Raw genomic sequence first — 24,191 nt, 5'->3', positions numbered from 1 at the left:
GCCTTGCGGGCCCGATGTCTGTGGGCCGGCCGACGGTGGGCCAGCGGGAGCCGCCGCGCCGGCCCGGCAGCACCGGCCGGCGAGGAGGCGGACACCGGCTGCTGGCCGGTGGCCGAGGCCTGCGCCACCGAGGCGCCGCGGTGCCCGCGCCGACCGGCTCCCGGCTCGGCTCTTCCTCGCCCGAGCCGCGCGGACCCACCAGGGAAGGACCGGCCACCGGAACGGCCGAGGAGCGCCGGCGGCGCCGCCACCACTCCCAGCCCTCGACGAGCACCTCCTCGGCGCGCGCCATGGCCGGCTCGAACCAGGGCAGCGCCAGCAGGATCAGCAGGCCCGCGGCCCAGCCGAGCAGTACATCGCTGACCCAGTGCGTCCCGAGGTAGACCGTGGTCGCGCCCACGCCGAGGGCGAGCAGGGCGCTGACGACCGAGCCCAGCCGCTGGGCGCGCTGGGTGGTGGCCAGATACGCCAGCACGCCCCAGGTCACCACGGCGTTCGCGGTGTGGCCCGACGGAAATATATCGCCGCCGGCGAACATCTCGGAGGAGCCCACGGTCGTCGCGTAATGCGGGCCGAGCCGCCCGAGGCCGTATTTCACGGCGCCCACCGTGATGTTCAGCAAAAGGAGCGAGGTGCCGAGCACCAGCAGGGGGTGCAGGGTGCGGCGGTGCCACGATCTCCAGCCGAGCCAGGCGAGCACTATCACCGCGGTGGGACCACGCTGGCCGAGGACCACGAAATAGTCCAAAAATGCGTGGATCTGCGGCCATTGTTTGTAGGGACGCCACAGCATGACCTGCCAGTCGAGCGTCACCAGCTTGGAGGTGGTCAGAACGCCCACGACGATGGCCACGTAGGACGCCAGCGTCAAGCCGAACAACCAGACGCGTGTTCGGCTCATCCGCGGTAGGTCCCGTCTGGTCGGGTGCTCCACCGTGCGGTGGAGCCTGTCATCGGTACGCACTGAATCGACGTTACAGCGTGTGACGGCATGGATCGGCAGAACTGGCCGCTTTGTAATGACGATGTGATGTGGAGTTGGTCTCCTCGGCCCTTTGCGGGCGGCGATCGAGGCGAATACCGGAAGCGGCTGGAGTTTATGTTCGGGTGTTGATGCTCACACCCCTGTCTTCTTATATATCGCTTATTTCCCTGGACTTTCTCCGCAGTTTCCCCGGCGATAGCCGGGTCGGCGGTCGGCGGAGCCGCCGCGGCCCGGTCGGCACAACGGCTGACGACCACCTGGAGGCACCACGTTATGACACAGCGTCACGCAGACGAGTGACGTAAGCGGAAGATGTGGTTCCGCCTCGCGTACGCTGTCGTACCACTCGTTCGTGGAGGTGGGCCTATGGCACGGCCGGTCAGCCGGTGGACCGTCCTGGTCGTCCTCTGCGTCAGCCTGCTGGTTGTGGCACTGGACGCCACTGTTCTGCAGGTGGCCGTGCCCTCGCTCACCGAGGATTTGCGACCGGGTTCCCAGGAACTGCTCTGGATCGTCGACGCGTACTCGCTGATCGCCGCTTCCCTGCTGATCCTGTTCGGCACTCTCGGTGACCGGATCGGCCGCCGCCGTGTGCTGCTGCTGGGCTACGCGCTGTTCGGCGCCGCCTCCGCGGCGGCCGCCTTCGCGCCCAGCCCGCACATCCTGATCGGCGCCCGCGCGCTGCTCGGTGTCGGCGGCGCCATGATCATGCCGGCCACCTTGTCGATCCTGCGCCAGGTCTTCCCCGACCGGCGCGAGCGGGCGATGGCCATCGGCCTGTGGAGCGCGGTCGCCGCCGTCGGCGCGGCGGTCGGCCCGGTGCTCGGCGGCTTCATGGTCGAGCACTGGTGGTGGGGCTCGGTCTTCCTGATCAACATCCCCCTGATGGCGGTGATGCTCCCGCTGGGCCGGCTGCTGCTGCCGGAGTCGCGGGGCGGTTGCGACGGACCGTGGGACGTGCTGGGCGCGCTCACCGCGGCCGGCGGCATCCTCGGTGTGGTGTTCGGCATCAAGCGGCTCGGCGGGGGCGCGGGTCCGATGGACGCCTCCGTCTGCCTGTCCCTGCTGGCCGGCGCTGCCTTGCTGGTGCTGTTCGTACACCGCCAGCGCCGCCGCGAGCATCCGTTGATCGACGTGCGGATGTTCACCCGGGTGGCTTTCTCCACCTCGGTCGGCTGCATCGTGCTGGCAATGCTGGCGCTGGTCGGCCTCGAACTGATCGCCGGGCAGTACCTCCAGCTCGTCCTCGGCCTGAGCCCGTTCCGGACCGGACTGCGGCTGCTGCCGCTCACCTTCGCCGCCATCGCCGCCGGCCTGGCCGGCTCCCGGCTGCTGCACCGCTTCGGACCGCGCCGGATGGTCGTGGCCGGTTTCCTGGTCACCGCGCTGGCGGTGCTGATCCTGACCGACATGGGCCAGACCGACCGTCCGGGCCTGCTGACCACCGGCTTCGTCCTGCTCGGATTCGGCCTGGAGACGACCCTGTTCGGTGCCTACGAGTCGATGCTCAGCGAGGCGCCCGCCCACCAGGCGGGCGGCGCGGCGGCGATCGGCGAGACCTCGTACCAACTCGGCGCGGGCATGGGCATCGCGCTGCTCGGCAGTGTGATGAACGCGGTCTACGCGCCGCACGCGCCCGGGGTCGGCAGCGCGGACACCGCGGCCGCCGGCCAGTCGCTCGGCGAGGCGTACGACGTCGCCCACCGGCTCGGCGGCAGCTCGGGAGCCGCCCTCAGGCACGCCGCGCGTCACTCGTTCGTGCAAGGCATGCATGTGACCTTGCTGGTCAGCGCCGGGCTGCTGCTCGCCGGCGCGGTCGCGGCGCTGCGGCTGCCCCGGGTAATGGAGTGCGGTCCGCGCGACGACGAACTCGATCCCGCGGTCGGATCGGCCGGGCAGGAGGCCGACACGGCCCGCCGGCGGGCCGCCGCGGCGGTCCGCTCTGGACGAGCGAGAGACTGAGCCCGTAACGTCGGCCCCGAGCCGCGGTGACCACCGCTAGTTTTCGGGCCGGAGGTCCAGCCATGTCCGCACGCCCCTCGTCCAGGCCCCCCTTCGACCCGTCCGACCCGCTGGATCTCGACGATCTGCTCACCCCCGAGGACCTCGCGGTCCGCGACATCGTCCGGGACTGGGCCGCCGACCGGGTCCTGCCGCACGTCGCCGACTGGTACGAGCGCGGCGAACTGCCCGTGATCCGCGAACTCGCCCGCGAACTCGGCTCCATCGGAGCGCTCGGCATGCCGCTGACCGGCTACGGCTGCGCCGGGGCCAGCGCGGTCCAGTACGGCCTGGCCTGCCTGGAACTGGAGGCCGCCGACTCCGGCATCCGCTCCCTGGTCTCCGTCCAGGGCTCACTGGCGATGTACGCGATCCACCGCTACGGCTCGGCCGAGCAGAAGGAGCGCTGGCTGCCGCCGATGGCGGCGGGCGAGATCATCGGCTGCTTCGGACTGACCGAACCGGACCACGGCTCGGACCCGGCCGGCATGCGCACCCGCGCCAAGCGCGACGGTTCCGACTGGGTGCTCGACGGACGCAAGATGTGGATCACCAACGGCTCGGTGGCCGGCGTCGCCGTGGTGTGGGCCCGGACCGACGACGGCGTGCGCGGCTTCCTGGTGCCGGCCGGTACCCCGGGTTTCTCCGCCCCCGAGATCCACCACAAGTGGAGCCTGCGCGCGTCGGTCACCAGCGAACTGGTCCTGGACGGCGTACGGCTGCCCGCCGACGCGGTGCTCCCCGAGGTCACCGGGCTGCGCGGCCCGCTGGGCTGCCTCAACCACGCGCGCTACGGCATCGTGTGGGGGGCGATGGGCGCGGCCCGGTCCTGTTTCGAGGCCGCGCTGGAGTACGCCAAGGGCCGGGAGCAGTTCGGCCGGCCCATCGCCGGCTTCCAGCTCACCCAGGCCAAACTCGCCGACATGGCGGTGGAACTGCACAAGGGCATCCTGCTCGCCCACCATCTGGGACAGCGGATGGACGCCGGACGGCTGCGCCCGGAGCAGGTCAGCTTCGGCAAGCTCAACAATGTGCGCGAGGCGATCGAGATCTGCCGGACCGCCCGGACGATCCTGGGCGCCAACGGGATCTCGCTCGAATACCCGGTGATGCGGCACGCGACGAATCTGGAGTCCGTACTGACCTACGAGGGCACCGTGGAGATGCACCAGCTCGTGCTGGGCAAGGCTCTCACCGGCCTGGACGCGTTCCGCGGCTGAGGCAGCGCCGCCTGACGGCCGCGGACCCCCGGGGGGCGACCCCGACCCCCGGGGGGTTCAGCTCTGGTTGAAGAAGCGGTCGCCGCCGTGGCGGGTGTCCGCGTTCATGACGGAGTAGGCGGTCGGAGTCAGCAGGAAGACCCGGGTGGCCACGCGCTCGATGGAGCCGCGCAGCCCGAAGGTGAGGCCGGCCGCGAAGTCGACGACGCGCTTGGCGTCGGCCGGCTCCATGCCCGTGAGGTTGACGATCACCGGTACGCCGTCGCGGAAGAGCTCACCGATACCGCGTGCGTCCCGGAAACTGTCCGGGGTGACGGTGGCGATCCGGTGGCCCTGTTCCTCGGCCGACTCGGTGGCCACCCGCACCCGCGGGTCCGTCACCCAGGTGTCGGCACGTTCGGAGCCCTCGCCGTAGTCGGCGTACTCCTCGTCGTAGTAACCCTCGCCGCCGTTGTCGTCGACGAGGCCCAGCCAGGCACTCGCCCGTCGTACCGAACCCATGGACGCCTCCTCTCTCACACGCGGTCGTACCGTCCGCTGTTCCTATGGTCGTCCATAATGCGGATGAAGTGCCATGCGGATTGCCGCCACTCAGGCGACTTGTGACGGTACTGGCACACACGATAGTGGCGCACCGTCAAGCCGCGTGAGGGTTAAGCGAGGTGACGGTTCGATGGGAACTTCCTTCACGTGCGGGTGATTCAGGGGGCCGTACGGCCCTACCTGCCCCGTGAAGGCGGTCCGATAACCTCACCGGCGGCACAAGTGACGAGCTCAGCGGGGGTACGCGAAAGCGGTCGAGATCACAGCCCGGCGCCGCGGCCCCGAGGCCGACGGATCGGCGGAGGTCCGGATCGGCCACACGTGCGAGGCGCGCGGCGCGGGCCGGCGCGCGGGCAGGGGCAGTTCACCCGGACCGGCCGCCGGGGCGGTGGGCGGGGAGCAGCGCGGAGCGCTATGGCGCGGAGGGCCCGAGGGAGGGGCCGGTGCGGCTGAACGATGCGTGTGTGAAGACGGGACGATCCGTCGGACGTCTGTCGGAGAAGGTCAGTGGCAACAACACGACGCCGACCACACCCGACCGAAGTCGATGTGGTCGCGGGTGACCAGCTGACAGCTACGCATGCGCACAGTGCAGCAGCCGGGCGGCGCATCCGTCAACCGCGCTGAGACGCGGCGTCCACGTATCGGACACGCTTGACAGGCGGTGTCGCGCTCGGCAAGCCTCGACCCACGGTCCCCGGACCCAGCCGCGTTGAGGGACGCGGCGGCTGTGTGAAGGCGTCTCCCGCCTCTTCCGCGTGTCCACGGAGCCTTCGCATGCCTGCCGAAACCCCGCCCCTCGCCCATCGGCCCGTCTCCTCGGGTCCGCCCGTCTCCCCGTCCCCATCGGCCCCGCCGGCGCCCCATCGCCGCACCCGCACGCTGCACCTCGCCGCCGCGATCGACGGCCGCGAACAGCACACGGCGGACCAGGCGGCGGACTACTACGTCGAGCTGGCCCGGCTCGCCGAGCGCGGCGCGCTCGACTTCGTGACGCTCAGCGGCTGCGCGGGCGCCGAACTGGACACGCTGGACACGCTGGCCGTGCTCGCCCGGGTCGTGCCCGCCACCGACCGGATCGGTGTGGTGCCCGCGCTGGCCGCGGCCGGGGGCACACCGGCCGAGCTGGCCCGCTCTGTCGCCACCCTGGACCGGGTGAGCCAGGGCCGGGCCGGCTGGACGGTCACCGCGCCGGACGACGACGAGGCCGCGGGCCGGAACGCCGGACGGAACGCCGTCCGGAACCCCGGCCGGGGAGCGGCGGCCCGGCGGCAGGCCGCCGAACGGAGCGAGGAACGCTGGGGCCGGGCCGGCCGGGTCGCCGAGGAGGTCGGACATGCCTGGGACGGCGGCGGACCGTATTCGCCGCAAGGGCGGCCGGTGATCGCGGTGGACATCACCGAACCCGCTGCCCGCGCCGTCGCCGCCCGGCACGCCGACATCGCCTTCGTCCGCGCGACCCGCAAGGAGCAGGCCGACCGGGCCCGCAGCGAACTGCGCTGGCTCACCAGCGACGCGGGCCGGGACCCGGATCGGCTGCTGGTGCTGGGCGAGCTGACCGTCGAACTCGGCGGCGGCGAACTCGGCCGGGAGGCGGGCACCGTGCCGGTCCCGGAACCGGACGGCGCGGGTGGCGCGCTCTTCCGGGGCGGGCCGGTCGACCTGGCCGAACTCGTCGCGGACTGGCACCGGTCGGGCGCGGTCGACGGCTTCCACGTGCGGCCGGCCGAGCCCCGGAGGGACCTGGAGCGCTTCGTCAACGGCACCGCGGCGCTGCTCCAGCACCGCGGGCTGTTCCGCTCCTTCCACCCGGGCGCGACCCTCCGCGAACACCTCGGGCTGCGCGGTCCGGTGGGGAGCCGGCTCGCGGTGCCGCGCGGCGCGATGCCATGACCGGCGGCCGGGCCGTCCCGCTGCCCGGTCCGGCGGACGGCGGGCACGGCCTGGACGGCTTCGTGGAGCAGGTCGTGCCGTAGCTTCGGCAGCGCGGCGGTTCGGCGCCCGCGCTCGGCGGCACTCGCCGGCCCTCGCCCGCGGACGGCTCGCTACCGGTCGCGCCGGATCGCCGGCGGCCGGCGCCCGGATTTTTTCGCGGGTGTGGCCGGCCGCCCACCGACCTGGCCTGGCCGGCCAACGGCCGTGCTTGGCGATCGCAGCAGGAAGGCGAGCTGTTCTCAGCAGGTGAGACAGTCTGAGACGGCGTCAGTTTCGGCCCGGCAGGGGCTGCTTGGTGCACTCAGGCGCCGCCGCCCGCCCTGTCCCGGCCCGAAAGAACCCCTTGTGTGTTTCCTGTGAGATCTGAATACTCCCATGAGTGCCCGTCAGCCGCATGAGGCGTTCGTTTATCGGTGCGGTCCTGACAGTACACCGACAAATCCCCCCTGCGCCCACCTCCACCCCCACAGGAGGAACGAGTGAAGTCCACCCGACGCATACAGCTGATCGCGGTCGCTTCCGGCCTGATCGCCGCGACCGCTTTCGCGCTCCCGTCCGCCAGCGCCGCCCCGTCCGCCACGGCGACTCCGGATGCCGCCGCATCCGTGGCCGCGCGTCTCGGTGCGAACAGCACCGCGGGCACGTACTACGACAGCGCGAGCAAGACCACCGTCGTCAATGTCACCACCCGGGCCGCGGCCGACGCCGTCCGCGCCGCGGGTGCCACGGCCCGCCTCGTCACGCACAGCGCCACCCAGCTCGCCAAGGCCGGCGACGCCACCAGGACCGCCGATGTCGCGGGCACCGCCTGGTCGGTCGACCCGCGCTCCGACACCCTGGATGTCAGCGTCGACAGCCGGGTGACCGCGTCCCAACTGGCTCAACTGCGCAAGTCCACCGCGGGTTACGGGGACGCGGTCCGCATCACCCGTGTCTCCGGCACCTTCAGCAAGCTGCTGTCCGGCGGCGACCCGGTCCTGACCAACAGCTGGCGCTGCTCGGTGGGCTTCAACGTCCGCAGCGGCAGCACGTACTACTTCCTGACCGCGGGCCACTGCACCGAGGGACTGCCCGCGTACTACACCAGCGGGGGCACGTACATCGGCCCCACGGTCAACAGCAGCTTCCCCGGCAACGACTACGGCATCGTCCGCTACGACTCCACCGTGGCCCACGACGGCACGGTCGGCAGCCAGGACATCACCAGCGCCGCCAACGCCTTCGTCGGCGAGGCGGTCAAGCGGCGCGGCTCCACCACCGGTATCCACAGCGGTACCGTCCAGGCGCTCAACGCCACCGTGAACTACGGCAGCGGCGACGTCGTCTCCGGTCTGATCAAGACCAACGTCTGTGCGGAGCCCGGCGACAGCGGCGGCTCCCTCTACGACGGCGCCAAGGCGATCGGCCTGACCTCGGGCGGCAGCGGCAACTGCACGTCCGGCGGCACCACGTACTTCCAGCCGGTGACCGAGGCGCTCAGCGCGTACGGGGTCAGCGTGTTCTGACCGGTCCGCCACTGCGGGCCGCCAGGCCCGAAGCCGTTTCCCGGCGCCCCCGCCACAGTGCGATCACGTGGCGGGGGCGCAGTCCGCCGGGCGGATCCTCCGCCTTCTCGGACCCGCTGGGAGACGCGCCGCGCTCGTCAGGCGACGGGGCCGCTGGTGCCGCCCTGGGTGCGGCCCCAGCCATAGGCCCGGTCCGCGCGCAGCTTGATGACCAGCCGGCGGTCGGCGACCATCGCGGCCCGGTACTCGTCCCAGTCGGGGTGCTCTCCGCCGATCGCCCGGTAGACGTCTATGAGTTCCTCGACCGTCGCGTCCTGCGGATCGCTGGCCACCGGGGTGACTTCCGCATCGCCCTCGGCGACCAGGTAGGCCCCGAGGTCGGGCGTCGAGACGTAGAAACTGGCCCGCGGGTCCCGCCGCAGGTTGCGGGTCTTGGCCCGGTCGTCGGTGGCCGAGATCCGGATGGTCCGGCTTGCCTCGTCGTAGGCGAAGGAGACGTTGGACAGCTGCGGTCTGCCGTCCTTCTTGAGGGTGACGAGCACCCCGGTGCTGCGCTCCTTCAGCAACTCGAACAGCGGGCTCACGGCCGATGGCTGGCTCATGGTCACTCCGAAATCGTCTCGGCGGCACGGACCTGGCGGGGCGGGGCGTCGTCCCCTCGGGCGTATGCGGCAACACACCCCACCCGCCTCTTGTTCCGCCCGGCGGCCCGCAACGCCTTGAGATGCCGCGAGTTCACCCGTTCGGCCGTTCGGCACCGGGCTGCCGGCCGTCGAGGCGTGCGCGGCCCGGCCGCTGGCCCAGGAGCCCCCGGTCGTCCGGTCGTTCTGGGCCGGGTTGTTCGCCGCCGGGTTGTTCGTCGCCGAGCGGGAAAGTCGCCCGGTGGTGCCAGCGGAAACCGTCGCTGACCACCAGGTGGACCGCGACGACACGGGTGCGCAGCGGCAGGCCCGCGGCGAACTCCCGCTCCATCGCGTCGTAGGCCTCGGGCGACTGCCCGTCGGCAACGGTCAGATGCGGTACCGGGTCCGGGAACGCGCCACCGTAGGGCGGTGCTTCCGGCCAGCGGGCCTCGACCGCCCCGGTGAGCGCCCGAACCGGTGCCGCCGGCTCCGGGGCCAGCCACAGCAGCTCCGGGAACCGCCCGAACCTCGCGAACGCCAGATCGAACGCCTCATGGGCGCAGAACAGCTCGCGCAAACGTGCCAGCACTCCGTCGTCGATCCGCTCGGCGGCCAGGAACGGATACAGCACTGTCACATGGGCCGGAACGCCCCCTCGTGCCGCCGGGTCGTACGCCTCGCCTGCCCCGCCGACCAGCGGGTCCGCCTCCGGCACGGTGATCAGCAGGGCCGTCTCGCCCACGGCCCATCGAGGCTCTCCCGGGTCGCTCATGGCCCCATGCTCCCCGCCGCCCACGCGGAGCCGCCAGCGGGTTTCCGTCCGTCGCAGGAGTGCGTGACCTCGGGGCGGCTGGCGCGTTGTCCCTGCGCGGACGATTTTTTACTCGCTCGTATACTAGGCACGTCTCCCTACTCGCGCGTAACTTGTCATGAGCCCGGTACATGTGATCCGGATCACAGGGGCGTGTGTCGTCAGCACGTTCACATCCCATCCGTGAGGAGATCACATGACGCTGTCCTGGAGACGACTGCTGGCGACGGTCACGGTGGCGGCCGCGATGGCGGTGGCTCCCGCGGCCACGGCTGCGGCCACCGCCGCCGGTGCCTCATCCGCCGCCCCGGCCCCGACCAGCGGCTGGAACGACTTCTCCTGCCGCCCTTCGGCCCAGCACCCCCGCCCCGTCGTCCTCGTGCACGGCACCTTTGCCAACGGCACCGACAACTGGCTGGTCCTGGCCCCCTATCTGGTGGCGCGCGGCTACTGCGTCTTCTCCTTCGACTACGGCATGCTGCCCGGCGAGACGCTGATCGGCGGCCTCGGGCCGATCGCCGACTCCGCGCAGCAGCTCTCCGACTTCACCGACCGGGTGCTCGCCGCCACACACGCCGCCAAGGTCGACATCGTCGGCCACTCCCAGGGCGGCATGATGCCGCGCTACTACCTCAAGTTCCTCGGCGGCGCGGCCAAGGTGAACGCCCTGGTCGCCCTGGCCCCCGACAACCACGGGACGACGCTGGACGGACTGACCGCGATCCTCCCGTACTTCCCGGGCGCCGCGGCCTTCCTGCGCGCCGACCTGCCCGGACTTGCCGACCAACTGGCCGGATCCGACTTCCAGCAGCAGTTGAACGCCGGCGGCGACACCGTGCCCGGCGTGCACTACACGGTGATCTCGACCATCTATGACGAGGTGGTCACGCCGTATACGACCCAGGCGCTGTCCGGACCCGGCGTCCACAACGTGGTGCTCCAGAATCTGTGCCCGGTCGACACCTCCGAGCATGTCGCCATCGGCCTGACCGACCGCATCGCCTTCCACGAGGCCGCGAACGCCCTGGACCCGTCACACGCCACCCCGACCACCTGCCTGTCGGCGTTCAGCTAGTTCCGCGACCGGACAGCCCTGTCGGCCGGCCGGTTTCACCGCTCCGCGACGCCCGGTACGCCGCCTCGCCGCGTTGTCGGCCGGCCGGTCCGGGTTCGCGGCCGGGGGTCGTGGCGGCCTGCCGCGCGTGGTGGGCGACCTGGTGTACAAGGGGGAGGTGGAACACCCACCGCACCCCGACGACCCCGGGTCCCGGCGGCCCACCGCCGTGCAATGCGTCGAGGCGGTGCTGGATCCCGGCAGCTGGCGCCGCTGGGACGAGCCGTGCACCGCGCTCCCCGAGGCCGCGGACTACCGCGCCGATCTGCTCGCCGCCCGGGAGCGCACTGGGCTGGACGAGTCGGTGATCACCGGCGAAGGGCGTATCCGGGGCCGCCGGGTGGCCCTGGTCGCCGGCGAGTTCGGCTTCCTCGGCGGGTCCATCGGTGTCGCCGCGGGGACTCGGCTGGTCACCGCCGTCGAGCGCGCCACCCGCGAGCGGCTCCCGCTGCTGGCCACACCGGCCTCCGGCGGCACCCGGATGCAGGAGGGGACCATCGCCTTCCTGCAGATGGTCAAGGTCGCGGCGGCCATCACCGACCACACGGCGGCGGGCCTGCCGTACCTCGTCCATCTGCGCCATCCCACCACCGGCGGGGTACTGGCCTCCTGGGGCTCGCTCGGCCACGTCACCTCCGCCGAGCCCGGCGCCCTCATCGGCTTCCTCGGCCCGCGCGTCCACCAGGCCCTCTACGGGGAGGAGTTCCCGCCCGGAGTGCAGACCGCGGAGAATCTGTACGCCCACGGCCTGGTCGACGCGGTGTTGCCCATCGGATCGCTGGGGCCCGTCGCCGCGACCGTGCTCGACGTCCTCTGCGGCGAGCAGCAGGCGGGGTCCGACGGAGCCGGGGCCCGGTCGGCGGACGAAGCGGGGCGCCGATCCGCGGACGGGATCGCGGCTGGGGCGGCGGGCCGATCCGGGGGCTTCTCCGGGCCCGCGCCGATGCCCGAGGCCGTGCCGCCGGCGGACACCGCCGACTCGCTGCGCCGCAGCCGGCGCCCCGAACGGCCGGGTCTGCGGGATCTGTTGCGGCACGCGGAGGACGTGACCGCGCTCAGCGGTACGGGCGCGGGCGAGCGCGACCCCGGACTCCTGCTGGCCCTGGCCCGCTTCGGGCCCACCCCCTGTGTCGTCGTCGGCCACGACCGCGGCGCCACCACCGGCCCGGCCACGGCCGCGTCCGGGACGCTGGGTGCCACCCCGCTCGGACCGGCCGGGCTGCGCGAGGCGCGCCGGGGGATGCGGCTCGCCTCGGGGCTGGGCCTGCCGCTGCTCACCGTGATCGACACGGCGGGAGCCGCGCTGTCGAAGGAGGCGGAGGAAGGCGGCCTCGCCGCCGAGATCGCCCGGAGCCTGGCCGACCTCGTGACGCTGTCGGCACCCACGCTGTGCCTGATCCTCGGTCAGGGCGCCGGCGGCGCCGCGCTGGCCCTCCTGCCCGCCGACCGGGTACTCGCCGCCCGGCACGCCTGGCTCTCCCCGCTGCCGCCGGAGGGCGCCTCCGTCATCCTGTACCGCACCACCGACCGCGCGGCGGAACTGGCCGAACGTCAGGGCATCGGCGCCACCGCGCTGTTGGCCCGGGGCATCGTGGACGCCGTCGTCCCCGAACATCCCGACGCCGCCGACGACCCGGTCGCCTTCCTCGCCGGCCTCGCCACCCTGCTCGGAACCGAACTGGCCCGGCTCCGCACCGGGGAGCCCGAGACGCGAAGGGCCGCTCGCCGAGCGCGTTACCGCAGGCTGGGTGAGGTCTGACGGCCCGTGCGGCCCGATTGTCAGTGGGGGATGGCAGGCTGGACCCATGAACACCGAGAGTGACGACCGCCGGTTCTGGGACGCCGCCGCCGAGCGGTTCGACGAGGAGCCGGACCACGGTCTGCGCGACCCGCTGGTCCGCGAGGCGTGGGCCCAGCGGCTGCGGTCCTGGCTGCCCGCCGGCCCGTCCGATGTCCTCGACCTCGGCTGCGGCACCGGCAGTCTGGCCCTGCTGGCGGCCGAGCAGGGCCACCGGGTCACGGCAGTCGACCGCTCGCCCCGCATGGTCGAGTCGGCCCGGCGGAAGCTGGCCGGCACCGGCGCGCGGACACTCGTCGGGGACGCCGCCCGACCGCCGGTCGCCGCCGTCGCCTTCGACGTGGTGCTGGTCCGCCATGTGCTGTGGACGCTGCCCGACGCGGAGTCGGTGCTGCGAGGCTGGGCCCGGCTGCTGCGGCCGGGCGGGCGGCTGGTGCTGGTCGAAGGCCGCTGGGGCACCTCCGCTCCGGTCGGGCTCACCGCCGAGTCGCTCGCCGAGTCGGCCGCGCCGCTCGGCGGCGCGATCCGGATCGAGCACCTCGGACAGGACGCGGCCCTGTGGGGGCGCCCGGTCGACGACGAGCGGTATGTGGCGGTCGTCCACCCCGCGGACACCGCCGCGCCGGCCGTCCCGCGCCGCCACCGCGAGATCGTGGATGTCCACCTCCTGCTGGTGCGCGGCGAGCGGATCCTGCTCGCCCGCCGCGCCAACACGGGATACGCCGACGGGCTGCTGCACGCTCCGTCGGGGCACCTGGAGGACGGCGAAGACGTCAGGAGCGCCATGATCCGGGAGACGCGCGAGGAGATCGGCCTCGATCTGGCGCCGGACGATCTCGAAGCGGTCCTGGTGCTGCAGCACCGCGCGCCGGGCGGCGACGCCCGGATCGGCTGGTTCTTCCTCTGCCACCTCGCCGCCGGCACCGAGCCGGTCAACGCGGAACCCGACAAGTGCTCGGAGCTGGACTGGTATCCGCTGGCGGACCTGCCCGACGACATGGTGGCCTACGCCCGAGCGGGCATCGAGGCATGGCGCGCCGGCCACCGCTTCCTGCTGCATCTGCACGAGGGCGGCGACACCATCGCCCACGACCCCGACGGCCCCGTCCGAGCGGTCCCGCTGGCGCCACCGGCTGTGCCAGGATCGCTCATATGAGCTTGAAGATCGTCATCGATCAGGACGCGGCCACCGCTCCCTACGAGCAGCTGCGCGCGCAGGTCGCGCGGGAGGCACGCGCCGGCGGCCTCCCGGTCGGCTACAAGCTGCCCACCGTCCGGGGCCTGGCCGAGCAGCTGGGGCTCGCCGCCAACACCGTCGCAAAGGCGTACCGCGCCCTGGAGGCGGACGGCGTGATCGAGACCCGGGGCCGCAACGGCACCTACATCGCCGCCGGCGACTCCTCCGCACGCGAGGCGGCTGCCGCCGCGGCGGCCTATGTGGAGCGGACCCGCCGTCTCGGCCTGGACCGGGAGGCGGCCCGCGCCGCGGTCGAGGAGGCCCTGCGCGCCGCCTACGGCGACTGATGCCCCGGAGCTGATGGGGGGATGCGGCCTCGGCCGGAAGCCGCTCCCAGGCGGGCATACGTCCGTTTTGCGTACTTCCTGGGCTCTCGGGCAGAAGTGCTACGACCCACCCGCAGGTGACGGAGGTACCAGATGACGATCACTGCCGCGCTCCCGCAGAAGTTGGGCAGGATGTGGACACTGCCCGGTGTCTACGCCCCTCAGGCCGACACTCATCTGCTGGCACAGGCGCTCCGGGACGAGGGGGTCACGGCGGACATGGACGTCCTCGACATCGGGACCGGCAGCGGCGCGCTGGCCCTGCTGGCCGCGCGGATGGGCGCACGGGTCTCGGCCACCGACATCTCCTGGCGCGCGGTGGCGACGGCAAGGATCAACGCGGCACGCGACCGGCAGCGCATCCGGGTGCGGCGCGGCGACCTCACCGCGCCGATGGCCGGTCGCACCTTCGACCTGGTGGTGAGCAACCCGCCCTACGTGCCGACGCCGCTCATGCCGCGGGCCGCCACCCGGGGGGCCTCGGTGGCCTGGAACGCCGGCCACGCCGGGCGGCAGGCCGTCGACCGGATCTGCGCCCACTCCCACCAGGTGCTCAAAGCCCATGGCGTGCTGCTGATGGTGCACTCCGGGCTGTGCGGGGTGGAAGCGAGCCTGGGGCGGCTGAGGGACGCCGGCCTGCAGTGCTCGGTCACCGGCCGCGCCCGTGTGCCGTTCGGGCCGGTGCTCACCGAGCGGTTGCCCTGGCTGCGGGCTCAGGGACTGGTCGGTCCCGACGAGGAAGAGGAAGAGCTGGTGGTCATCCGTGCCGAACGCAGCTGACCGGCCGCGGCGCGTCTCGGTGGACCGGGACGGGCCGATTCTCGTCGAGGGACCGGTGGAATTCGTCCAGGACGACGGCACGGTCGTCTCCTCGGACCGCTTCGTCGTCGCCATCTGCACGTGCCGCCGCAGCCGCACGTACCCGTGGTGCGACACCAGCCACCGCGGCCACAAACGACCGCCGAACGCCGGACGGGGCCGCCAGGACCCTCGGCAGCCCGACCACGACCCGAAGGAACGCCATGACGGCGACCACCACTGACCGGCGCCGCACCGAACCGGCCCTGCCCCCGCCCCGGGGCCCGCTGTCGGCCGGAGTCGCCGCCGTGCTGACCGCGCCGCACCTGCCCCCGCCCGGGGTGTCCGGGGCCGCGGCGGCCGACCCGTACGGCGACGATCTGCAGCTCGCTCTCTACCTGCTCTACGAGCTGCACTACCGCGGCTTCGACGGCGTGGACGACGACCTGGAGTGGGACCCGCGACTCCAGCCGCTGCGCCGGGCGCTGGAGGAGCGCTTCCTCGGCGCGCTGCGCGCCGATGTGCCCGCCGGCCGGAGCGTCGAGGAGGCGTTCGGGGAACTGCTGGTGGAGTCCACCGACCACCGCGGCAGCCCGGCGTACTACCTCGAACACGAGGGGGAGCTGTGGCAGCTGCGGGAGTACGCGGCCCTGCGCTCGCTGTACCACCTGAAGGAGGGTGACCCGCACGTGTGGGTGATCCCGCGGCTGCGCGGCCGGGCCAAGGCCGCGATGGTCGCCGTGGAATATGACGAGTTCGGCGCCGGCCGCGCCGAGCATCTGCACGCGCAGCTCTTCGCGGACCTGATGGAGGACCTGGGGCTGGACACCGCGTACGGCCACTACCTGGAGGTGGCGCCGGCCGTCGCGCTCGCCACCGTCAACCTGATAACGCTGCTCGGGCTGCGCCGGGCGCTGCGCGGCGCGCTGGTCGGCCACTTCGCGAGTGTCGAGGTCACCTCGTCACCCGGTTCGCGCCGTCTCGCCGAGGCGATGCGCCGTACCGGGGCCGGCCCGGCGGCGGAACGCTTCTACACCGAGCACGTCGAGGCGGACGCCGTGCACGAGCAGGTCGTACGGAACGACGTGATCGGCGGGATGCTGGCCGACGAGCCGCATCTGGAGGCCGACGTGGCCTTCGGGGCCGATGCCACCGTCTTTCTGGAGGACCGGCTGGCGGCCCATCTGCTCGACGCCTGGCGGGACGGCCGCTCGGCGCTGCGGGCCGGCCCGGGCCACACCGGCTGACGAGCCGTCACCGAGCCGACAGGCTGCGGGCGGCCCGCTCACGCGGAGCGGGCCGCCCGCAGCACCACTGCCGCCGCAGTGAGCCGAGCGGCGTCAGAGATAGAGGCCGTCCGCCGACTGCGCCGGCACCGGCAGGATGGCCGGGTGGCCGCGGCGCAGCGCGTACAGCTCGGCCAGGGTGGCGCCCTCGCGGCCGATGCCCTCACTCGTGCCCAGCCAGTCGACCGCCTCGTTGCGGGTGAGCGGGCCGACCTCGATCCGGGCCAGGCAGCGGCCGGGGCGGACCACTGCCGGGTGGAGCCGTTCCAGATCCTCGTTCGTGGTGATGCCGACCAGGACATTGCGCCCCTGGCCGAGCAGGCCGTCGGTGAGATTGAGCAGCCGGGACAGCGCCTGACCGGTCTGGTGCTTGGCCTGACCGCGGATCAGCTCGTCGCAGTCCTCCAGGAGCAGCAGCCGCCAACGGCCGCCGGTCGCGTCGTCCTCACCGATGGCGATGGACATCAGATAACCGACGTCGTTGAAGAGCCGCTCGGGGTCCAGGACGCAGTCCACCTGACACCAGTCGCGCCAGGCGCGGGCCAGCGTGCGCAGCGCCGAGGTCTTGCCCGTGCCGGGCGGGCCGTGCAGGAGCAGCAGCCGCCCTGCCACGTCGTCGGCGGTGAGCTTCATCAGACCGTCCATCGCGTCGGCCACCGGCGCGGTGTAGTTGACCCTCAGCTCCTCCCAGGTGGCGGCGGCGATCCGCCGGGTGGTGCGGTGCGGACCCCGGCTCGGCACGATGTACCAGAAGCCCATCGTCACATCGTCGGGCTGCGGCTCGGGCTGGTCCTCCGCGTCGTCCACCGATGACTTCAGCACCTGCTCGGCGAGCTCGTCGGTCACGGCGGCCACCGTGACGTCGGCGCCGCGATTCCAGCGGGAGATGAGGATGGTCCAGCCGTCGCCCTCGGCGAGGGTGGCGCTGCGGTCCTTGTCGCGGGCCTGGCGCAGCATGGTGGCGTCCGGCGGCAGCAGCGTCAGGCCGGACTTGACGTTCTCCACCGAGGCGCCGCGGGCGAACGGCTGCTCCCCCGAGGTGAAGCGGCCCAGGAAGAGCGCGTCCACGACATCCGACGGCGAGTCGCTGTCGTCCAGGCGCAGGTGGATGGGCAGGGCACGGTGCGGCGCCGCGACGGGGGGAGCGGCTGGGGCCGCGGTCCGTTCCGCGCTCTTGGCGTCGTCCTTCCTGGCGCTCTTCGTGCTGCCCTTCGTCCCGCTCGTCGCGCTCTTCGGCACGGCCTTCCCGGCCTTCTGAGGGCGCGTGGCCCGCTGCGGTGCGACGACCTTGTCGGCCCGGTCAGCCTTCTCGGCCTTCTCGGCCTTCTGGGGCCCGGCTGCGTTCGTGGACTTACCGGCTCCGGCGGACGGCACTTGCCTCCTCGGTTCACGGGCTGTGGCGGACATGCGGCCCATGATCCGCCCTCCCGGCGTGATTCGCCCAGTGCTTTTCATCACGGGCGCGGCGCATCGCCGCGCCCGTGCCACGGTCGGTCGGGGACGGTCCTGCCCGTGGAGGTAGTGGACCAATCTCACCGAACGGGTGGATTAACGTCAAGTCAGCCCGGACAGGAAATTTACATCGCCAAACGGACGTCCGAATAGCTCTCGCTGACTGCCGATCAATATTCACGCGCACGGCACTTCCCGCGAACGTTACCGGCCGGTACAACGGATGTGGCAGCGATCCTGCTAAGGGAGGTTTCATGAGAATGTCCCGCTTTGCATCAGCCGCATCCGCGCTGATCCTCACCTCGGTGCTCGCCCTGCTCGGGGCGGGCTCCGCGCATGCCGCAGGCCCCAACTACGTGGCCCTGGGCGACTCCTACTCCTCCGGAGTCGGCTCCGGCAGCTACGACAGCGCCAGCGGCGACTGCAAGCGAAGCACCAAGGCGTATCCCGCCTTGTGGGCCGCCGCCCACGCCGCTTCCTCGTTCGCCTTCACCGCCTGCTCGGGCGCCGTGACCGGAGACGTCGTCAACAACCAACTCGGGCCGATCACTTCGGCCACCGGGCTGATCAGCATCACCATCGGGGGCAACGACGCCGGATTCTCCGACGTCATGTCCACCTGCGCGCTCGACTCGCAGAGCACCTGCCTGAGCCGGATCGCCCAGGCCCGGACCTTCGTCGACAACAGCCTGCCGGGACTGCTGGACAGCACCTACAACGCCATCCGTGCCAAGGGGCCCAACGCCCATGTGGTCGTCCTCGGCTACCCCCACTTCTACCAGGTGCCCGGTGACTGCTGGGCCGGGCTGAGCGACACCTCGCGCAGCGCCATAAACGCCGCGGCGGACGATCTGGACGGGGTCATCGCCAAGCGCGCCGCCGACCACGGCTTCACCTTCACCGACGTACGCGGCACCTTCACCGGACACGAGCTGTGCTCGGGATCGCCGTGGCTGCACAGCGTCACCCTGCCGATCGACGAGTCCTACCACCCCACGGCCGCAGGCCAGTCCGGCGGCTACCTGCCGCCGTTCAGCGCGGTCGCCTGAGTGTGCGCGTCCACCGCCCGTCGTCCGAGGCGCTCGTGGTGTTCGGGGGTCAACACCCTTGGACAGAAGGTGAATCGAGCGATGGAGACGGGCGGGGGATGCGCACGTGACGCGGCGGGGCGCTAGGGTTAACCTGCCCGAGCCGGGTGCCCTCGACAGGGTGGGGAGAGTCATGGATCAGATAGCGATGCACAGCAGGCCTCGAGTGCCTGCCATCAACTGCGGTACAGGCGCGTCCAGTGCGCGCCTCGACCGTCACCTGGCGATACTGGCCGGGCCCGCCGCACCGCAGTGCGACACCGACGACGCGACCGTGCTCATGCGGGAGCTGACCTCGCGCGACACCGTGCACACCCGGACGAACCGGGGCGCCCGAGTGTCGCTCTTCGCCCCACTGCGTCGGCTGCGCAGATCACTGTTCGGCAACCGCGGCTGACCCGACTCCCGGCCTCCGCGCGGTAGTACCGGTTCTCTCCCTGGACCCGGCTCACCACCCGGACCGTCACGACGGCCACACCGTCCGGCTCGGCGCTGCCCCGTGCGGCGTCTCGGTGTGCGCCCGTCGAGGCCGCCTCTCCCCGGCGGCCACCTCGGTCCCCCTTCGAGCGGCTCTCCCCGGCCACGCTCACAACAGGGCGAACTGCCCGTCCGGGCCCTCCTCGTGATGGGCCAGCACGGAGGCCGGCCTGCGCCGCGCCGCGGGCGCCGGCAGTATTCCCGCTGCCCGCAGCTCGGCCGCCGCTCCGGCCGTCCGGCCGCGATCGGCCCGGGCATCCTGCGCCAACCGCTCGGCGAAAGCTGCCAGTTCACGGCGGAGTCCGGCCAGCAAGGTCAGTCGGCTGATCAGCTCCAGCAGCTCCGAGGTGGTGGCCCGGGTCCAAGCGGCCGGGCGCAGTGCCTCCAGTGAACCTGGCTCGCCGGGCATGGTGCGCCGCTCGAACCACTGCTCCAGCACCGGCACCCCGCCGCCGGTCAGCTCCCACGCATCGACGGCGACCGGCGACACCTGCCCCTCGCCGATCCGCAGAACCCGCTCCTGCGGGTCGTACGACAGCTGCCCGGCGCCGGGTACGGCGGGCAGCGGCGCCCGCACATAAGGCCGACTGCCACCCGGCAGCCGCAGCCGCTCACGGCCCCGGTCGGCGCCCGGATCGCCCCATCGCGCGCCCCCGGTGTGCAGCCACACCGACTCGCGTCCCAGCGCGACGCCCCGCTGCCAGGTCTCGGCATCCCGGGGGAGTGGCACGGCGCAACCTCCGGGCCCCGGTCGCGCCGCCGCGGCGATCCAGGCCAGGGTGTCCGGCGCGCTCACCTCGACCCGCAGCCGGACGGCGAGCCAGTCGGTCAGGCCGGGCGCCACATTGGGCTCCAGACCTCCGGGGCGCCGGAAGAGCGGGCGGATCCGCGACGGCTTGCCGGCCGGCGAGCGCCCGTCCGGCAGCAGCGCGGAGAACACCACCGGCGGCTCGGGCGCCTCCGGCAGATAACCCTGTTCGATGGCGAACACCTGCTGCTCGTCGGCGATCCGCCACAGCTCGGGCCTCGCCACGTCGATCAGCCGGTGGTCGGGTATGAGCCATTGCTGGTCGAACAGCCCGTGCTGCACTCGGACCGGCTCCGGGCACGGGCCGGCTTCGCGGGCCAGCGCGGTGGTCGGGGTGCGGTGGCCGGGCAACTGCGGTACCGGGGTGTGCAACCCTCGTGCCCGGGTCGGTCGCAGGAGCGCGGACCGGGCCTCGGCGTCCGCCGCGCCGGTGAGCAGCGCCCAGCGGGCGCGCAGGCAGCCCGGCTCCGGGGCCAGCGGCCATCCGCGGCCGATCCGCAGCGGGGACACCGACCACGGCATCAGGTCATGCAGCGCAGGCGCGTCATCGCTCACCGTATGCATGCTACTGAGCGCCCTCAGGGTGCCTCCATGGTCACGGTGAAGGAGAAGCGGTCCCCCCGGTAGTGGATGCGCACGACGTCCACCGCCCGCCCCGAGTCGTCGTAGGTCACCCCGGTGTAGTGCAGGATCGGGCTGAGCAGGGGGACCTGCAGCAGCCGTGCGGTGTCGGGGTCGGCCAGGCGTGCCTCCACCGTGTCGGTGATCCGGCTGATCCGCACCCCCAGCATGTCCCGCAGTACCTTGGTCATCGGCCAGCGCTCCAGATCGGCCAGGTCGATCCGGGCCGCCAGCTCCGGACGGACGTAGTTCTCCGCCCAGTTCGTGGGCTCGCCCGTGTCGTCGCAGCGCAGCCGGCGGAAGGCGATCGCCTCGTCCAGACCCGGAAAGTGCTCGGCGACCCCCGCCGGCAGTTTCGCTGGACCGTGCTGCAGCACCGCTGTGCGCCCGCCGGACTGCTGGGCCACGATCGCGTCCACCGAGCCGAGCAGTTTTACCGGCGCCCCGCGCAGCGCGGCCGGCTCGATGAAGGTGCCCCGCCTGCGGTGCCGGGTGATCAGACCCTCGTCCTCCAGTTCCTTGAGCGCCTGTCGCATGGTCAGCACGCTCACCCCGTAGTGCGCGGCCAGGCCGTCCTCCGTCGGCAGCCGCAGCGGGTCGTCCGCGTGCCGGCCGAGTATCGAGGCGCGCAGCGACTGCGACACCTGGTACCACAGCGGCAGCTTGCTGTTGAGGACCAGGGAGTCAGGAGCGAAGGAGGTCACGGGCGGAAGTTTCTCTCAAGCCCCTCCCAGACGCTGTCGTACCCCTGCTGGCGGTGGACCGCGCCCATCGCGGACTCGGTCGGCACCACCGGCCACCGGGTCTCGAACATGAAGGCCAGGCCGTCGTCCACCTTCCGCGGCACCAGCTCGGCGCTGCTCGCCCGGTCGAAGGTGGCCCGGTCCGGCCCGTGCGCGGACATCATGTTGTGCAGCGAGGCGCCGCCCGGGACGAAGCCCTCCGCCTTGGCGTCGTAGGCGCCTTCGATCAGGCCCATGAACTCCGACATCACATTGCGGTGGAAGTACGGCGGCCGGAAGGTGTCCTCGCCCACCAGCCAGCGCGGCGCGAACACCACGAAGTCCGCCCCGGCCAGACCCGGGGTGTCCGACGGCGACGTCAGCACGGTGAAGATCGACGGATCGGGATGGTCGTAGCTGATCGACCCCAGCACGTTGAAGCGGCGCAGATCGTAGACGTACGGCACGTGGTTGCCGTGCCAGGCCACCACGTCGAGCGGCGAGTGGTCGTAGCGGGCCGCCCACAGATTGCCGCCGAACTTGTTGACCACCTCGGTGTCCTCGTCCCGGTCCTCGAAGAAGGCGACGGGGGCCAGGAAGTCGCGGGCGTTGGCGAGACCGTTGGCACCGATCGGGCCCAGGTCGGGGAGTTGGAAGGGCCGACCGTAGTTCTCGCACACATAGCCGCGGGCCGTGCTGTCCGGCAACTCCACCCGGAAGCGCACTCCCCGGGGGATCAGCGCGACATCCCCGGGTTCGGCCCGCAACAGGCCCAGTTCGGTCCGCAGCAGCAGGGCGCCCTGCTGGGGGACGATCAGGAACTCGCCGTCGGAGGAGGAGAACACCCGGCGGTCCATCGAGCGGTTGGCCGCGTACCAGTGGATACCGATGCCCTCCCGGCGCAGCACATCGCCGTTGCCGCCGGCCGTGACCAGGCCCTGCACGAAGTCCGTCGGCTCCTCCGGCAGCGGGAGCGGGCCCCAGCGCAGCCGGTTGGGATCGGGCTCGACCTCCAGGAACGGAGCGCTGCGCAGCGCTCCGTTGGGGATCCGGCGGAACGGCGGGTGGGCCGCCGAAGGCCGGATGCGGTAGAGCCAGCTGCGCCGGTTGTGGGCCCGCGGCTCGGTGAAGGCGGTGCCGCTCAACTGCTCGGCGTAGAGCCCGAGCGGTGCGCGCTGCGGCGCGTTGCGCCCGATGGGGAGCGCGCCGGGCACGGCTTCGCTGCTGTGCTCGTTGCCGAAGCCGGGTGAATGCAGCAGGTCTCTGCCGCCGGCTGTCCGCGCTCCTTCGACCGCCGCGCTCCCGTGACCGGTGTCCCGCATGACGTCCATGACGTGCTCCCCGCGCTCGCTCCCCGTACCGTCGTGATTCCTATGCTGAGGCATAGGAATCACGAGGACAACCCTCCATTCGGGGCTGTGGACAACTCCTCGGTCGACGCGGCCGGTCCGGACCGGGGTTCGGGCGCGGTCGCGCGGCCCGGCACCGACGGCATACTTGCGGTACCGAAGTTCAGCGGTAACGAAGTACAGCAGTCCGGTACGACAGGAGGCCGAGCCGTGGCAGCACCGCGCACCGGCGCCGACGGCGGTTCGAGGAGGAGCGCGAGGGCCGCCGCCCGGACCGAGGGCCGGCCGGCCGGGCCGTCCGAGGTGGCGGCCGACCGGAGCGAGTTCCGCGACCCGCCGTCCCGGAGTTGATCGCGCGATGCCACGCACCGACACGTCGGACAGCGGCCTGCGGCGAACTCCCGTGCAGCGCCGCAGTACCGAACGGCTGGAGCGGATCCTCGACGCCTGCGCCCGGGAGTTGGACGAGGGCGGTTACGAACGGCTCAGCACCCGTGCGGTGGCGGCCCGCGCGGGCGTACCGATCGGCTCGGTCTACCGCTTTTTCTCCGACAAGCGGGCCATGACCGACGCGCTCGCACACCGCAATCTCGAGGAATTCCTGGACCGGACGGCAGCCCGCCTGGCCGAGCCGGACACCGGCTCCGACTGGCGGGCCGCGGTGGACGTGCTGGTGGACGAGTACACCGCCATGAAGCGCACCGCGGCAGGATTCGCGCTGGTGGACTTCGGGGTGCCGGGCGAGACCAACCACGACTTGGCCGACCGGCTGCCGGACCTGCTGGGCGACCGGCTCACCGCCGACCCGGCCGACCCCCGGCTGCGGCTCGCGCTGGTCGTGGCGGTCGAGGCCGCCGACGCCGCGCTGCAACTGGCCTTCCGGGCCGATCCGTCCGGGGATGCGGGCGTGGTCGCGGCAACAAAAGAGCTGGTCAGGGCCTATTTGGGCCCAGTGCTCGACTGACGCCCGGCTCGATTTGGCATGGTCTGGACGGGAGTTGTCCACAGGTTCGAGCCCGGGCTCGGACGGCTGTCGGCGCTGACGGCTAGTCTCGTTCTCGGTAACGAAGAGTAGTCAAGACCGGCGACCACATGGGCCCGCGCCCATGCCGGCGCCGTCCGGGGGGAGTCATCCATGTCCAGCTCTGTCATCGCCACAGCCGTCCGCCCGCTCCGGCCGTCCATCGCCGACCTCGCACGCCGCTGCTGTGCTCGGCCGGGCTCCGCGGCCGGCGCGACGGGTGACCGAAGGCACCGTGCGACCCCTGGTCACAAAAAACTAACAGCGCTAGTTTGGGGACTGCAGGCAGCGTTCAGATCCGGCAGATCCGGTCGAGATCCAGAGGAGCACAACGAAGTGGACGGCACACCGGGAAGCACTCCCGCGACTCCCGCACGAGACACGTCCCGATCCGAGAACAGCACAGCCGATCGGTCGGCGGCGGGCTCACCCGGCGTCTTCCACGCGCGCGACGCGCACTACATCGGCGGT

22 protein-coding genes are annotated in these 24,191 nt (G+C 72.3%); 14 read left to right on the top strand and 8 right to left on the bottom strand.

Annotation, left to right across the window (positions count from 1 at the left end):
• A partial coding sequence (locus GA0115240_RS09760) for a phosphatase PAP2 family protein (protein WP_093736266.1) occupies positions 1-901 on the bottom strand: 901 nt, incomplete at its 3' end.
• A gap of 450 nt (positions 902-1,351) precedes the next feature.
• Here GA0115240_RS09760 and GA0115240_RS09755 point away from each other — a divergent pair.
• Together GA0115240_RS09755 and GA0115240_RS09750 are read left to right on the top strand one after the other, a co-directional pair.
• Positions 1,352-2,947, top strand: a complete 1,596-nt coding sequence (locus GA0115240_RS09755) for an MFS transporter (protein ID WP_093736259.1) — start codon at positions 1,352-1,354, stop codon at positions 2,945-2,947.
• A 62-nt stretch (positions 2,948-3,009) separates the two neighbouring features.
• The gene (locus tag GA0115240_RS09750; protein ID WP_093736258.1) at positions 3,010-4,206 is read left to right on the top strand and encodes an acyl-CoA dehydrogenase family protein; all 1,197 of its coding nucleotides are present in this window, start codon (positions 3,010-3,012) and stop codon (positions 4,204-4,206) included.
• 57 nt (positions 4,207-4,263) lie between these two features.
• Here the strand turns inward: GA0115240_RS09750 and GA0115240_RS09745 are convergent, their stop codons facing one another.
• Positions 4,264-4,707 (bottom strand): cell division protein SepF, encoded by a 444-nt coding sequence (locus GA0115240_RS09745; RefSeq protein ID WP_093736257.1) that lies wholly within the window; start codon positions 4,705-4,707, stop codon positions 4,264-4,266.
• A gap of 819 nt (positions 4,708-5,526) precedes the next feature.
• Here GA0115240_RS09745 and GA0115240_RS09740 point away from each other — a divergent pair.
• Both GA0115240_RS09740 and GA0115240_RS09735 read left to right on the top strand, forming a co-directional pair.
• Entirely contained in the window at positions 5,527-6,642 is a 1,116-nt protein-coding gene (locus GA0115240_RS09740; protein ID WP_176725025.1) for an LLM class flavin-dependent oxidoreductase, read from the top strand.
• Between the two features lie 521 nt (positions 6,643-7,163).
• Positions 7,164-8,189, top strand: a complete 1,026-nt coding sequence (locus GA0115240_RS09735; protein WP_256069636.1) for a S1 family peptidase — start codon at positions 7,164-7,166, stop codon at positions 8,187-8,189.
• 137 nt (positions 8,190-8,326) lie between these two features.
• On the opposite strand, the gene GA0115240_RS09730 is transcribed toward GA0115240_RS09735, so the two are convergent.
• Together GA0115240_RS09730 and GA0115240_RS09725 are read right to left on the bottom strand one after the other, a co-directional pair.
• Complete coding sequence (locus tag GA0115240_RS09730) at positions 8,327-8,791, bottom strand: PPOX class F420-dependent oxidoreductase (protein WP_093736263.1); 465 nt, start codon at positions 8,789-8,791, stop codon at positions 8,327-8,329.
• Between the two features lie 133 nt (positions 8,792-8,924).
• Complete coding sequence (locus GA0115240_RS09725; protein WP_093736256.1) at positions 8,925-9,584, bottom strand: 2'-5' RNA ligase family protein; 660 nt, start codon at positions 9,582-9,584, stop codon at positions 8,925-8,927.
• A gap of 235 nt (positions 9,585-9,819) precedes the next feature.
• Between GA0115240_RS09725 and GA0115240_RS09720 the strand changes: the two genes are divergently transcribed.
• From GA0115240_RS09720 to GA0115240_RS09690, 7 genes are all read left to right on the top strand, one after another.
• A complete protein-coding gene (locus GA0115240_RS09720) occupies positions 9,820-10,698 on the top strand; it encodes an esterase/lipase family protein (protein WP_093736255.1) in 879 nt (292 codons plus the stop codon).
• 157 nt (positions 10,699-10,855) lie between these two features.
• Positions 10,856-12,496, top strand: coding sequence for a carboxyl transferase domain-containing protein (locus GA0115240_RS09715; protein ID WP_093736262.1), 1,641 nt, complete (start codon positions 10,856-10,858; stop codon positions 12,494-12,496).
• Between the two features lie 46 nt (positions 12,497-12,542).
• Positions 12,543-13,691 (top strand): methyltransferase domain-containing protein, encoded by a 1,149-nt coding sequence (locus GA0115240_RS09710; RefSeq protein WP_093736254.1) that lies wholly within the window; start codon positions 12,543-12,545, stop codon positions 13,689-13,691.
• A complete protein-coding gene (locus GA0115240_RS09705) occupies positions 13,688-14,059 on the top strand; it encodes a GntR family transcriptional regulator (RefSeq protein WP_093736253.1) in 372 nt (123 codons plus the stop codon). The genes GA0115240_RS09710 and GA0115240_RS09705 overlap by 4 nt, the downstream gene beginning before the upstream one ends.
• Positions 14,060-14,191: 132 nt before the next feature.
• Positions 14,192-14,878, top strand: coding sequence for a HemK2/MTQ2 family protein methyltransferase (locus GA0115240_RS09700; RefSeq protein ID WP_093736252.1), 687 nt, complete (start codon positions 14,192-14,194; stop codon positions 14,876-14,878).
• Entirely contained in the window at positions 14,862-15,140 is a 279-nt protein-coding gene (locus GA0115240_RS09695; RefSeq protein WP_093736251.1) for a CDGSH iron-sulfur domain-containing protein, read from the top strand. Before GA0115240_RS09700 ends, GA0115240_RS09695 begins: the two co-directional genes overlap by 17 nt.
• Complete coding sequence (locus GA0115240_RS09690) at positions 15,121-16,143, top strand: iron-containing redox enzyme family protein (protein WP_093736250.1); 1,023 nt, start codon at positions 15,121-15,123, stop codon at positions 16,141-16,143. Before GA0115240_RS09695 ends, GA0115240_RS09690 begins: the two co-directional genes overlap by 20 nt.
• Positions 16,144-16,236: 93 nt before the next feature.
• On the opposite strand, the gene GA0115240_RS09685 is transcribed toward GA0115240_RS09690, so the two are convergent.
• A complete protein-coding gene (locus tag GA0115240_RS09685; RefSeq protein WP_202451206.1) occupies positions 16,237-17,298 on the bottom strand; it encodes a DUF5925 domain-containing protein in 1,062 nt (353 codons plus the stop codon).
• 590 nt (positions 17,299-17,888) lie between these two features.
• Here GA0115240_RS09685 and GA0115240_RS09680 point away from each other — a divergent pair.
• Positions 17,889-18,683 carry an SGNH/GDSL hydrolase family protein gene (locus tag GA0115240_RS09680; RefSeq protein ID WP_093736249.1) on the top strand — a complete coding sequence of 265 codons (795 nt, stop codon included), beginning with the start codon at positions 17,889-17,891 and terminating at the stop codon, positions 18,681-18,683.
• A gap of 172 nt (positions 18,684-18,855) precedes the next feature.
• The gene (locus tag GA0115240_RS09675; protein WP_093736248.1) at positions 18,856-19,119 is read left to right on the top strand and encodes a hypothetical protein; all 264 of its coding nucleotides are present in this window, start codon (positions 18,856-18,858) and stop codon (positions 19,117-19,119) included.
• A gap of 189 nt (positions 19,120-19,308) precedes the next feature.
• On the opposite strand, the gene GA0115240_RS09670 is transcribed toward GA0115240_RS09675, so the two are convergent.
• The 3 genes from GA0115240_RS09670 to hmgA are packed head-to-tail and all read right to left on the bottom strand — an operon-like array spanning position 19,309 to position 22,681.
• A complete protein-coding gene (locus tag GA0115240_RS09670) occupies positions 19,309-20,571 on the bottom strand; it encodes a type ISP restriction/modification enzyme (RefSeq protein WP_093736247.1) in 1,263 nt (420 codons plus the stop codon).
• 14 nt (positions 20,572-20,585) lie between these two features.
• Positions 20,586-21,332, bottom strand: coding sequence for a GntR family transcriptional regulator (locus tag GA0115240_RS09665; RefSeq protein WP_093736246.1), 747 nt, complete (start codon positions 21,330-21,332; stop codon positions 20,586-20,588).
• Positions 21,329-22,681 (bottom strand): homogentisate 1,2-dioxygenase, encoded by a 1,353-nt coding sequence (hmgA, locus tag GA0115240_RS09660; RefSeq protein WP_370673306.1) that lies wholly within the window; start codon positions 22,679-22,681, stop codon positions 21,329-21,331. Before hmgA ends, GA0115240_RS09665 begins: the two co-directional genes overlap by 4 nt.
• A gap of 376 nt (positions 22,682-23,057) precedes the next feature.
• Here hmgA and GA0115240_RS09650 point away from each other — a divergent pair, with 376 nt between their 5' ends.
• On the top strand, positions 23,058-23,663 hold the full coding sequence (locus GA0115240_RS09650) for a TetR/AcrR family transcriptional regulator (protein ID WP_093736244.1): 606 nt from the start codon (positions 23,058-23,060) through the stop codon (positions 23,661-23,663).
• Positions 23,664-24,191 lie beyond the last annotated feature (528 nt).

Origin of the sequence: Streptomyces sp. DvalAA-14, assembly GCF_900091855.1 — a bacterium.
In the GTDB taxonomy this organism is placed as follows: Bacteria; Actinomycetota; Actinomycetes; order Streptomycetales; family Streptomycetaceae; genus Actinacidiphila.
This window is presented reverse-complemented; position numbering and strand designations above follow the sequence as displayed.

Excerpts from the sequence above, each read along its gene's own strand:
- GA0115240_RS09755 (WP_093736259.1), top strand. The coding sequence starts at position 1,352 with ATGGCACGGCCGGTCAGCCGGTGGACCGTCCTGGTCGTCCTCTGCGTC.
- GA0115240_RS09750 (WP_093736258.1), top strand. The coding sequence starts at position 3,010 with ATGTCCGCACGCCCCTCGTCCAGGCCCCCCTTCGACCCGTCCGACCCG.
- GA0115240_RS09745 (WP_093736257.1), bottom strand. The coding sequence starts at position 4,707 with ATGGGTTCGGTACGACGGGCGAGTGCCTGGCTGGGCCTCGTCGACGAC.
- GA0115240_RS09740 (WP_176725025.1), top strand. The coding sequence starts at position 5,527 with ATGCCTGCCGAAACCCCGCCCCTCGCCCATCGGCCCGTCTCCTCGGGT.
- GA0115240_RS09730 (WP_093736263.1), bottom strand. The coding sequence starts at position 8,791 with ATGAGCCAGCCATCGGCCGTGAGCCCGCTGTTCGAGTTGCTGAAGGAG.
- GA0115240_RS09725 (WP_093736256.1), bottom strand. The coding sequence starts at position 9,584 with ATGAGCGACCCGGGAGAGCCTCGATGGGCCGTGGGCGAGACGGCCCTG.
- GA0115240_RS09720 (WP_093736255.1), top strand. The coding sequence starts at position 9,820 with ATGACGCTGTCCTGGAGACGACTGCTGGCGACGGTCACGGTGGCGGCC.
- GA0115240_RS09710 (WP_093736254.1), top strand. The coding sequence starts at position 12,543 with ATGAACACCGAGAGTGACGACCGCCGGTTCTGGGACGCCGCCGCCGAG.
- GA0115240_RS09705 (WP_093736253.1), top strand. The coding sequence starts at position 13,688 with ATGAGCTTGAAGATCGTCATCGATCAGGACGCGGCCACCGCTCCCTAC.
- GA0115240_RS09700 (WP_093736252.1), top strand. The coding sequence starts at position 14,192 with ATGACGATCACTGCCGCGCTCCCGCAGAAGTTGGGCAGGATGTGGACA.
- GA0115240_RS09690 (WP_093736250.1), top strand. The coding sequence starts at position 15,121 with ATGACGGCGACCACCACTGACCGGCGCCGCACCGAACCGGCCCTGCCC.
- GA0115240_RS09680 (WP_093736249.1), top strand. The coding sequence starts at position 17,889 with ATGAGAATGTCCCGCTTTGCATCAGCCGCATCCGCGCTGATCCTCACC.
- GA0115240_RS09675 (WP_093736248.1), top strand. The coding sequence starts at position 18,856 with ATGGATCAGATAGCGATGCACAGCAGGCCTCGAGTGCCTGCCATCAAC.
- GA0115240_RS09670 (WP_093736247.1), bottom strand. The coding sequence starts at position 20,571 with ATGCATACGGTGAGCGATGACGCGCCTGCGCTGCATGACCTGATGCCG.
- hmgA (WP_370673306.1), bottom strand. The coding sequence starts at position 22,681 with ATGGACGTCATGCGGGACACCGGTCACGGGAGCGCGGCGGTCGAAGGA.
- GA0115240_RS09650 (WP_093736244.1), top strand. The coding sequence starts at position 23,058 with ATGCCACGCACCGACACGTCGGACAGCGGCCTGCGGCGAACTCCCGTG.